Here is a 10,670-nt window from a genome sequence, read left to right as displayed (position 1 = left end):
TAATACTTGCTCTTTCATATCATTTATCCTCCCTTTTTATAAGTTATCTATATGTAATTTCTAAGAAATGTTTATTTCATAGTTTTTATGTTAACGTTACATTAAATTTGATAACGTAACGTTTGTAACATTAATGTAACATAACTATTATTACGTTGCAATATAATTACGTAAAATTTATTACACTTTTTTTACGTTTTTTTTATAATAACCCTCAAAAACCTTTATTTAATGCATTTTTCACTAAGTTCACGTTTGTAACATTCGTGTAACATTACAGTCATAAAGTGAAATGTAGTCATATTCCTCTCTATTTTTGTTACAAATTGTTTATTTAGTGCCACTAAACCTATCTAATCTTTACTTACTTTTAATATGAGATAAAATACCGTCTTTCCAAGATAAGTTTATATGTTTCCTCTATATAACTATGTATAATAAAAACAAAGAGGTGGTCATTTTGAAATTAATCGCATTAGATATGGATGGTACACTACTATCATCTAATCTTGAAATCTCCAAAGAAAACCTACAAGCAATCCAAACTGCACAAGAAGCCGGTCATATTGTAATGATCTGTTCTGGTCGTGCGAAAGAGGATGCTTTAAAGCTATTGGAAGAATATAAATTATCTCTTCCAGTCGGAGCAAGCAATGGGGCTATTGTTTATGTGGATGGAAAAGTAATTAACTCGCGTTGTATACAAAACGACAAAGTGTACAAACTTGCAAAATTACTAGAATCTGAAGGTTTCCCATATAAGCTATATACAAATAAAGGAGTTTATTCTCCATATACATGGCAAGATCAAGTGATGCAAGCATTCGAAGAAAATAAGCATGCGCTTGATGTTACATTAGAGGAACTTGAACGAATTACAGAAAAGCAAAAGAAATCGAACCTAATTACTGATTTCAAAAAAATAGAAGATGTTGTAAATAACCAAGAACTAGAAATATCTAAATTCTTCATTTTAACGTTTAATGCAGCGCATCGCGCACAGCTATTAAGTATATTACAAGAGGATGCTGATATTATGGTTACAGCATCGGCTCCTACTAACTTAGAAATTATGGATAAGAATGGACATAAAGGAAACGGGATACAGCAGATGGCAGCTCATTTTAATATCCCTATTGAAGATACAGTTGCTATTGGTGATAATTTTAATGATGTACCGATGTTAGAAGTAGCGGGCTTATCTGTTGCAATGGGCAACGCTGAAGAAGATGTAAAAAAGCTATGTGATGTTGTAACACTAACAAACAATGAACATGGTGTTGCTCACGCAATCGAGCAATTTGTATTGAAACAAACTTCATCTAGTAAATAAAAAAAGGACTCTTTCAATTTGAAAGAGTCCTTTTTTATACGTGATGACAAGCAACAAAATGCTCTACACCAACATTACGGAATTCTGGTACTGTTTTTTTACAAACATCCGTTGCAAATGGGCAACGTGTATGAAAACGACAGCCCGAAGGTGGATTTGCTGGACTTGGAATATCCCCTTCTAGTATAATTCGTTCTCGCTTCACTGTTGGATCTGGTATTGGAACAGCTGATAACAATGCTTTCGTATAAGGATGTAGCGGATTGGTAAATAACTCATCACGCGGTGCTGTCTCCACAATCGTACCTAAATACATAATTCCGATTTTCGTACATAAATGTTCTACTACACTTAAATCATGCGAAATGAATAAATAAGATAATCCCTTTTTCTCCTGTAACTCACTAAATAAATTAATAATTTGTGCTTGGATAGATACATCTAGTGCCGCTACAGGTTCATCAGCTACAATGAATTCTGGATTTAATACCATAGCTCTTGCGATTACGATACGCTGACGTTGTCCACCAGAAAACTCATGGGGATACCGGTCAATATGATAAGGAGCTAATCCACATAACTCCAATACTTCAATTACCTTTTTACGCACATTTTCTTTCGTTGCTAATCCGTGGGCCAACATTGGCTCTCCAAGCGCTTCTCCAATTCTCATTCTCGGATTTAATGAGCTAAATGGATCTTGGAAAACGAGCTGCATATTAGGGCGATGTTTTCTTAATTCATCCTTGGATAAAGAATGAACATCTTTTCCTTTAAACTTCACTTCTCCCTCCGTTTTTTGAACGAGGCGTAAAATTGTTTTTCCTATTGTTGTTTTCCCGCTCCCTGATTCACCAACGAGACCAAACACTTCACCTTTATTAATAGTAAAACTTACTCCATCAACTGCTTTTACATGCCCAATTGTTCTACTAAATACGCCACCCTTAATTGGAAAATATGCCTTTAGGTTTTTCACCTCTAATAATGGTTCACTCATTGTTCCGCACGCTCCTCATATAACCAACAAGCTACTTTATGATTTTCATCATTTACATTTAGATTTGGGGCTTCTTTTTCACATATTTCCATACAATGCTCACAACGCCCACTAAAGTAACAAAACTCACCTAAACCAACTAAATTCGGAACTTGCCCTGGAATAGAATATAGTTTATCTATTCGTTTTCCCATTACTGGTTTTGATTTCAATAATCCTTTCGTATAAGGATGTTTTGGATTTTGGAATATCTCTAGTACTGGGGCTTCTTCAATAACTTTCCCGCCATACATAACGACAACATAATCAGCCATTTCCGCTACGACACCTAAGTCATGTGTAATTAATAAAATCGACGTTTTAAATTCTTCTTTCACTTGTCTTAGTAGATCCAATATTTGAGCCTGAATGGTAACATCAAGAGCTGTTGTTGGTTCATCTGCAATTAATAACTTAGGATTACAACTAAGCGCAACAGCAATCATAATACGTTGTAACATCCCACCGCTCAGTTCATGCGGATAAGAATAGACGATTTCATCAGCGCGGGCTATGCCAACTTTACGAATTAACTCAATTGCCTTCTTATATGCTTCATTTTTACTAAGTAATTCATGCTCTCTTAACGTTTCTACAATTTGCTCCCCTACAGTGAAGACGGGGTTTAGCGATGTCATCGGTTCTTGGAAAATCATTGCAATATCATTGCCTCGTAAACTACGAAGTTCTTTCTCTTTCATTCCTAAAAGACTTTTTCCTTCATATAAAATGTCTCCACCCACTACACTACCAGATTCAGCAATAAGCCCCATAATAGATAAAGCTGTTACACTCTTTCCGCAACCTGATTCTCCTACTACACAAACTGTTTCCCCTTCTCGAACCGCAAAGCTAACATGGTTCACAGCCTTTACTGTCCCCTCGTCAGTTTGAAAATGTGTTTGTAAGTCTTTCAGCTCTACTACCGCTTTACTCATATCTTCTCACCTACCGTCTCATCTTTGGATCTAACGCATCACGAAGTGCATCACCAAGTAAATTAATTGATACAACTGTTATAAAGATTGCAAAACCGGGCGGAATCCATAACCATGGACGCTTTTGGAAATCGATTAATGAGTTAGCTGCGCTAATCATGTTCCCCCATGATGGTGTAGGTGGAACGACTCCGAGGCCTAAGTAACTTAGTGCGGACTCACTTAAAATAGATCCAGCCACACCCAAAGTTGCTACAACAATAAGTAACGGAAAAACGTTAGGAATTAGATGATGAATGATTTTTCGAGAATCTTTTAATCCTAATACATCTGCCGCTTGCATAAAGGCTTGCTCCCGCAATGTTAAAATTTGTCCTCTCACAAGACGGGCAAGTCCTGGCCATCCTACTAAACTTAAAATAATCATTACAACATATAAACGGTACTCCGATGGTAATTTCCATTCTGATAAAATTGCTCCCATTATAATAAGTAGTGGTAATCCTGGAATGGACATTAACACATCTGCAACACGCATAATTAAATGATCTACAACTCCTCGATAAAAACCAGCAATTGCTCCTAATAGAGCTCCTAGTATAACGGATAGTAGCATCGACGCTAAACCGATTGTTAATGAAATACGCCCTGCTTGCATAAGTCTAGTTAAAATATCCCGTCCCAACTGGTCTGTCCCAAGCCAATGTGACAGGCTGGGTGGTTTATTAATTTGTGTTACTTGTACTTTCCCATCAGCATACGGTGAAAAGATTGGACCGATAAAACTAAATAAAAACATAAATATTAAAACGTATAAGCCACACAGTGCCATCTTATTTTTCTTGATTTTTTTATACGCTTGGCGCCATGGTGATGATTCATTTCTTTTTTTCCGTTCTTTCTTTTTCTCTATTATGGGTGTAATAGTCTCCATATCTTTCCCCCCTTACTTCAATCGAATTCTTGGATCAACAAACGCATATACAATATCAGCTAAGAAATTAGCCATAATTGTTAAACAAGAAAGAAACATTGTAAAGGCCATTAATACCGTATAATCACGGAAGTTTAATGCTTCTAATTGAATACTCCCAATCCCTGGCCAATTAAAAATCTGTTCAATAATAATAGCTCCTGAAAATAAACCCGGTAATTCAAAAGCGAGTAATGTAATTGCTGGCAAAATTGCATTTTTCAATGCATGTTTATAAATAACGGTCCTTTCTTTTAAACCTTTTGCACGAGCAGTACGAATATAATCTTGCCTAATAACATCCAACATGCCAGTTCTAAAATAGCGTGTTAACGATCCTACACCAAGAAGCGTTAAAATAAATACAGGTAGAATCATATGACGTAATACTTCTAATATGTATGCTATCCCTGTTGAGTTACTCCCAATATCAATCATGCCACCAATAGGTAATAACTTTAAATCAACTGCTAATAATTTAATTAAAAATAGTCCGATAAAAAATGATGGAAATGACATTGCTGCAAAGACACCGATTGTTACCAATCTATCAAACCAAGAGTGCTGCTTTGTTGCAGAAATAACCCCAATAATAAGAGCAATAATCCAAGTGAAAAATAAAGCTGCAGCAGCAACAATAAATGTATTCCAAATGAATTTATTAAGTAATGAAGTTACCGGTTCTTGATACTGTAAAGAAAATCCAAAATCACCATGCAAAGCATTCACTAACCAATGAAAATACCTTTCAATAATCGGTTTATTTAAACCGTACAACTCTCTTAATTCTTGAGCTCTCTCTGGTGTTAATTTTGGATTTGAATCGATATAATCACCCGGTAAGAGTGCAAATAAGAAAAAGATAATAATAGACGTACCAAACAATGTAGGAATCATTTGTAGAAACCTACGAATGATATATGTTTTCACCTTTTGTCTCCCCAATCCTATTTACTTAAAAATAGAAGAACATTTTTTCAAAACAGCTACCATTCCATTGCTGTGTGAAAAAACGTCTTCTATTATTTAGGTCAACCCTTATTGTTCAATAGATAACACTGGTAAGTTGGAACTGATGCTATCGTACTTTTCTGGATCAATTCCTTTTATACGTGCATTATGAGCATAAAGTAGTTTACGATAGTTTAATAAAATAACTGGTGGATCATCACTTAACTCTTTATACAGCTCTTTATAAATCGCTTTACGTTTTTCAATATCTGTCGTTCCTATACCTTTTACAATCAAATCATCTACTTTCGGATTATTATAACCCGTATCACTTTTTGGATTAGTTGATAAGTACTCACTTACAACTTCACTTGGATCACTAATTCCTGGTGTTGAAACTGCCGCTAAATCGTAGTCACCTTTTCCTACTTTTGAAAGCATCGTATTAAAGTCCATCAACTCTGGATTTAATTCAACACCAATTTCTTTGTAACTTTCTTTTGCAATCGGAATAAAGATATCATTTGTTTTACCTGTATTTGATGCGTAGTATGTTAATTTTAATTTTTGACCATCTTTTTCACGAACCCCGTCAGAACCTACTTTCCAACCAGCCTCATCCAATAATTTTTTAGCCTTTTCTACGTCATGCGGATATTTATTAATACCTTCTTCTGTATATGCCCATGAAACTGGAGCAATTGGTACGTTAGCGACAGAGCCATAGCCTTGTAAAGCTGTATCCACATACTTCTTACGGTCTAATCCATAAGTAAGTGCTTGGCGTACCTTTTTATCTTTCAAATACGACTTCTTATTATTTACATAGATATAAGCAATATCACTTGATGATTCAAGATTAATATTTGCAAACTCTAATCCTTTTAATTGGTCTATATTTTCAGGGTTCGCTCTAAACCCACTATAGTCCAGTTCACCTGTTTGGAATAATTGGAATCCAGTATCACCTGATGTGATTTTGTAAATAAAGTTTTTAATTTTTGGTTTACCTGCATAATAATTTTCGTTAGCAACAAAGCGGACTTCTTGACCTGGAACATATTTTTCAAATTTATATGGACCCGCTGCAATTGGTTGCCCATATAATGCTTTTAAATAGTCTAAACTTGTATTTTGTTTATAATCTTTTCCATAATAAGCTTTTGATAGCACTGGGCCACCTAAATTCGTTAGCGCCTGTGAATTAACTTTTTCAGTTGTAATTTTAATTGTCTGTGGATCAACAACTTGGATTCCTTCAATAGAAGTTGCTTTTCCTTCTTTATATTCTTTCCCACCTTTAACAGCATACTGAGCAATATCCAATCCACCTTCATACGCTTTATCATGAAGTAGTGTTAATGTAAATGCTACGTCATCCGCTGTTAGAGGCGACCCATCACTAAATTTTAAATTTTTACGTAAATGGAATGTATATGTTAACTGGTCAGCAGAAATATCCCATTTTTCCGCAAGATCCGGAATAGGTTTACTTTGTTTGTCTGTTGTTACTAATGAAGCAAAAATAACCGACGTTACATTTCCATCCCAACCATTATCTTGGAAATACGGAAGGAAAACTCCCCCTGGCTTAGAAATGGCTGTAATGAAAGTATCTTTTCGTTGATTTGCTTTCTCTGGACTTTTCTTTTTATCTGTAGCTGGAATTGATTCAATCTTAGAGTCTTTTAAATCCTGCTTTTTTACTGGTTCTGTAGAAGCCGTATCCTCCTGTCCCCCACAAGCAGATAACACAAGCGAACTACTCAGTAATACTGAAAATACACCAGCCCATTTTTTTGTCTTTTTCTTCATTGTCCCCACCCTAACTGTTTAATAGTTATACCCTTTGAACTTATTAGCTTATGTATGCCTCCCACAGCACATTTATAGCCAATCGGAAAAGTCGGTTTTAATCAGAAAAAAATAGATGTTTTTGAGGGGTAACAATCTTATTCCGACCTTTCCGGTAGACTTTATGGTTATTAGCTTATATCGTTCATTATGTTTTGTCAATTCTTTCTAAATAAATATTTTGAGAATTTTTCCAAAATTATCACTCTACATTTATACTTTAAGAAAACTCAGCTATAATTCGTATTAAAACTTAAAAATCTACTTCTATTCCTTCAGCATGAAACATAGAATACTAATAACCAATTACCAAAAAGGGGGCGAAAATATGGACAACCTATTCCAATACGTCCTGCACTACGTATTATTAACAATTATGATAGTCGGAGCGCTATTACTATTCCCGTTCTTCCCAAAGTTCGTCCTCTTTTTAGCTTTTTTTATTATGCTCGGGATCGCTATTATAATTTCAACGAGAGAAGATGCCACGCAAAAAGAGAGCAGAGTTCAGCGCGTAAAGCTGTAACTTTGCTCTCTTGTCGTTTCCATTCACTAGTCTCTGTTACACATATTTATCCCGCTATTTGCCGTGCAGTAAGACCCCCACCTCAAAATTCAGCGAAAGCAAAAGAAGTTAGGTCTGGGTCGGGGTGCCCGTAAAAGCCCTCACTTTATCTCTCGGGAAATAATTAGCCTTTGTTTTTGTAATTACTCCTATCCAAAAACCACTAATGACATTTATTTTTCACCTTATTATTTTCATATGTTTCACAAGCTATGCAAATTGAGGAACACGGATTTATCTAAGTTACTGTTTCACGTGAAACACATCGCTTCATTTAACCTTTAAAGCAAAATATCATTATGAAGAAAGCCACTTCCTCCAGCAAAACTGAAAGGAAGTGGCTTTCTACTCATTACTCCACAATATTCTCTAATTCATTATATAAATCTGCTCGTAACAACTCTTTCTTCGTTTTTTCCTCATATAATTTTTCAAGTTTTTCAACATCAGCTACATGTTCCATTCCACATTCTATTGCATATATATCTTCTTCTACATGCATTAACTCATTTTCAATCTCTTCAAGATTCCTAGCTTCTTTCTCTTTTACAGGAACCGTTTCAACACTTTTTCTCCCTTGGCGTTTCTGCTTTATTACTTGCTTCTCAAGCTTTTCCTCCCACTTTTGACGAGCCCATGCATAATTTCCTGCAAACTCAAATAATTTGCATCTATCAATCCAGTACGTCTTTTCAAATAACTTATTTAAAAAATATCGATCGTGTGAAACAGCTAAAATCGTCCCATTATATTGCTCAAGGGCTTCCTCTAAAACTTCCCTTGATTCAATATCAAGGTGGTTTGTCGGCTCATCTAAAATTAGAAAATTGATGTCTTGATACATAAGTTGCGCAAGTCTTAACCTCATTTTTTCTCCACCGCTCAGTTGTGTTACTTTCTTAAACACCGCTGGACCATAAAATAAAAACTTAGCTAATATATGTCTTGCTTCTCCTTCTGTTACAGCCACATACTCTCTAAACGCTTCCAATACATTACTCTTCACATTTCCATACGTATGCTGTGATAAATAACCAATTTTGACACTACTGCCAATGCGAATTTCACCAACGTCTGGATTTATTTCTTCTAATAGTAGTTTTAATAATGTAGTCTTTCCTGTACCATTACGACCAACGATAGCAGTACGCTCTTGAAAACGAACATGTAAATTCGCTTGTTCAAATAAAGGTCGGCCAGCAAAACCTTTACTCACTTCTTTCATTACAACAACATCTTTTCCGCTTCTCTCTTGCCCTTCAAACTGAAGACCCATCTGTTTTCTTTCTAAAATCGGCCTCTTTAATTTCTCTATACGCTCTAACGCACGTTCCATATTCCTCGCTCTTTTATGCAATCCTTCATTCGGAGGATTCGCTTGATTTGCCCATTCACGTAGGCGCTTAATTGCTTCTTTCATTTTCTTTATTTTCTTTTGCTGCTCTTGATAAGCTTGAAACTCTTGAAGTAACCTTTCTTCCTTCTCCTCAACGAACTGAGAATAATTCGTATGGTACACGTGAATCTCTCCATCTTCCAAATCCAAAATTTTCGTTACAACTTCATCAAGGAAATAGCGATCGTGTGAAATAACCATAACTGTTCCATTATATTCTTTTAAAAATTTCTCTAACCATTCAACTGCAAACAAATCTAAATGATTTGTTGGTTCATCTAATAGAAGTAAATCTGGTTTCTGCAATAGCATATATGCAAGGCTTATTTTCGTCTGTTCTCCTCCACTTAATTCCGTAAATACTCTTGGAAATAAGTTTGTGACTTGTAAGCCATTTGCTACCTTCATTATATTTGCCTCTATTTCATAACCACCGAGAAATGCAAATTTTTCTTGAATTACTCCGTACCTCTCCATTAGCTTTTGCAAAGCAGATTGTTCCTGCTCCTCCGCCATATTTTTTTCTAGAGCATGCATTTCTTTTTCTAATTCCTTTTCTACTTTAAAAGCGGAACTCAATACATCATATACAGTCATGACCTCATCAAACTTCGGAATTTGTGCGACATGACCAATACGTGTACCTTTCTTCATATGAATGGCTCCTGCATCCAAACTCTCCATTCCCGTTAGAAGCCCAAAGATTGTTGTCTTCCCACTACCGTTACGACCAACTAACCCAACACGTTCACCATTCTTTATTTCAAGCGATATATTTTCAAATATGATGTTTCCACCAAAAGATTTCGTTACATTATTTACACTACAAATAGTCATTTTCCGTACTCCTTTCAATATAAAAAACCATGAGAAAGAAACATTCCCCATGGTTTTCGGCATAGAAAAAGGAAGCCAAATAGCTCCCTTTTCACACGTTTATTAAAAATGGGTGAAGAGATTTCTATCGTTCAATAGTCACTATGCAATTGTTAAAAAAGGGCATACGTATCCCGTTAATAACTACATCATGAAAAATCGCACGACAAAAATAGATAAAATCTAAAAATTTGGCACGCGCAGCTAAAGAACGTTTCATCTCATTCACCCCTTTCGTACGGAATTTAATACTTACTTCTTTATTATACTTTCCAATTTCATGTTTGAATAGTCATTTTTCTGAAAATAATGAAGATAGACTAAACATTTCAATAAGTGACATCAAATCTTACAAAACTGTTATGTTCACGTAATGGAAAGCGATAGTACGAAAAGATGCCTCCCTATACAATAAAGATGTAAAACAAGAGAGACAAACACAAGGAGGAAACAAACATGATGAAAGAAATCGTAAAAGCAATCTTTGAGGTATTAGTGAACGGACAAGCAGTTGTAAAAGAACTAAATGAACTATAAAAAGGAGTGAAGAAATATGATGAACATGGTGAAAATGATTTTACACGCTTTAGTCGATGCAAAAGCAGTTAGCCAAGAATTAAACCAACAATAAAAAGGGGTATATGAATATGAAGAAAGCCATTATTATAATTGCAAGCACAGCAATTACTTTATACACAATAAAAAATAGAAAAAAGAAAAATAATGAAAATGTTCTATATTATCC

The 10,670-nt window shown here is 35.1% G+C and carries 10 protein-coding genes; 3 read left to right on the top strand and 7 right to left on the bottom strand.

The window, feature by feature from the left end; all coding sequences use genetic code 11:
- Positions 1-460: 460 nt before the first annotated feature.
- A complete protein-coding gene (locus tag ABWK52_RS08290; RefSeq protein ID WP_000766421.1) occupies positions 461-1,333 on the top strand; it encodes a Cof-type HAD-IIB family hydrolase in 873 nt (290 codons plus the stop codon).
- Between the two features lie 34 nt (positions 1,334-1,367).
- Here ABWK52_RS08290 and ABWK52_RS08285 read toward each other — a convergent pair whose 3' ends face one another.
- The 5 genes from ABWK52_RS08285 to ABWK52_RS08265 form a co-directional block, all read right to left on the bottom strand.
- Positions 1,368-2,333, bottom strand: a complete 966-nt coding sequence (locus ABWK52_RS08285; protein ID WP_098522354.1) for an ABC transporter ATP-binding protein — start codon at positions 2,331-2,333, stop codon at positions 1,368-1,370.
- Complete coding sequence (locus ABWK52_RS08280) at positions 2,330-3,310, bottom strand: ABC transporter ATP-binding protein (protein ID WP_098522353.1); 981 nt, start codon at positions 3,308-3,310, stop codon at positions 2,330-2,332. The genes ABWK52_RS08285 and ABWK52_RS08280 overlap by 4 nt, the downstream gene beginning before the upstream one ends.
- Positions 3,311-3,320: 10 nt before the next feature.
- Positions 3,321-4,244: an oligopeptide ABC transporter permease gene (gene opp4C, locus ABWK52_RS08275; RefSeq protein WP_000447957.1), complete on the bottom strand. Its 924-nt coding sequence runs from the start codon at positions 4,242-4,244 to the stop codon at positions 3,321-3,323.
- A gap of 12 nt (positions 4,245-4,256) precedes the next feature.
- On the bottom strand, positions 4,257-5,213 hold the full coding sequence (locus ABWK52_RS08270; RefSeq protein ID WP_000860687.1) for an ABC transporter permease: 957 nt from the start codon (positions 5,211-5,213) through the stop codon (positions 4,257-4,259).
- Between the two features lie 108 nt (positions 5,214-5,321).
- Positions 5,322-7,049: an ABC transporter substrate-binding protein gene (locus ABWK52_RS08265; RefSeq protein ID WP_000730674.1), complete on the bottom strand. Its 1,728-nt coding sequence runs from the start codon at positions 7,047-7,049 to the stop codon at positions 5,322-5,324.
- A gap of 367 nt (positions 7,050-7,416) precedes the next feature.
- Between ABWK52_RS08265 and ABWK52_RS08260 the strand changes: the two genes are divergently transcribed.
- A complete protein-coding gene (locus ABWK52_RS08260) occupies positions 7,417-7,614 on the top strand; it encodes a hypothetical protein (protein ID WP_000369254.1) in 198 nt (65 codons plus the stop codon).
- Between the two features lie 391 nt (positions 7,615-8,005).
- Here ABWK52_RS08260 and abc-f read toward each other — a convergent pair whose 3' ends face one another.
- Complete coding sequence (gene abc-f, locus ABWK52_RS08255; protein WP_098542238.1) at positions 8,006-9,886, bottom strand: ribosomal protection-like ABC-F family protein; 1,881 nt, start codon at positions 9,884-9,886, stop codon at positions 8,006-8,008.
- Between the two features lie 124 nt (positions 9,887-10,010).
- On the bottom strand, positions 10,011-10,145 hold the full coding sequence (locus ABWK52_RS08250; RefSeq protein WP_098542240.1) for an RAxF-45 family protein: 135 nt from the start codon (positions 10,143-10,145) through the stop codon (positions 10,011-10,013).
- A gap of 421 nt (positions 10,146-10,566) precedes the next feature.
- Here ABWK52_RS08250 and ABWK52_RS08245 point away from each other — a divergent pair.
- On the top strand, positions 10,567-10,670 hold a 104-nt coding region (locus ABWK52_RS08245; protein WP_353771914.1), incomplete at its 3' end, for a spore coat protein B.

The organism is Bacillus sp. AP50 (assembly GCF_040492675.1).
Classification (GTDB): Bacteria; Bacillota; Bacilli; order Bacillales; family Bacillaceae_G; genus Bacillus_A; species Bacillus_A cereus.
This window is presented reverse-complemented; position numbering and strand designations above follow the sequence as displayed.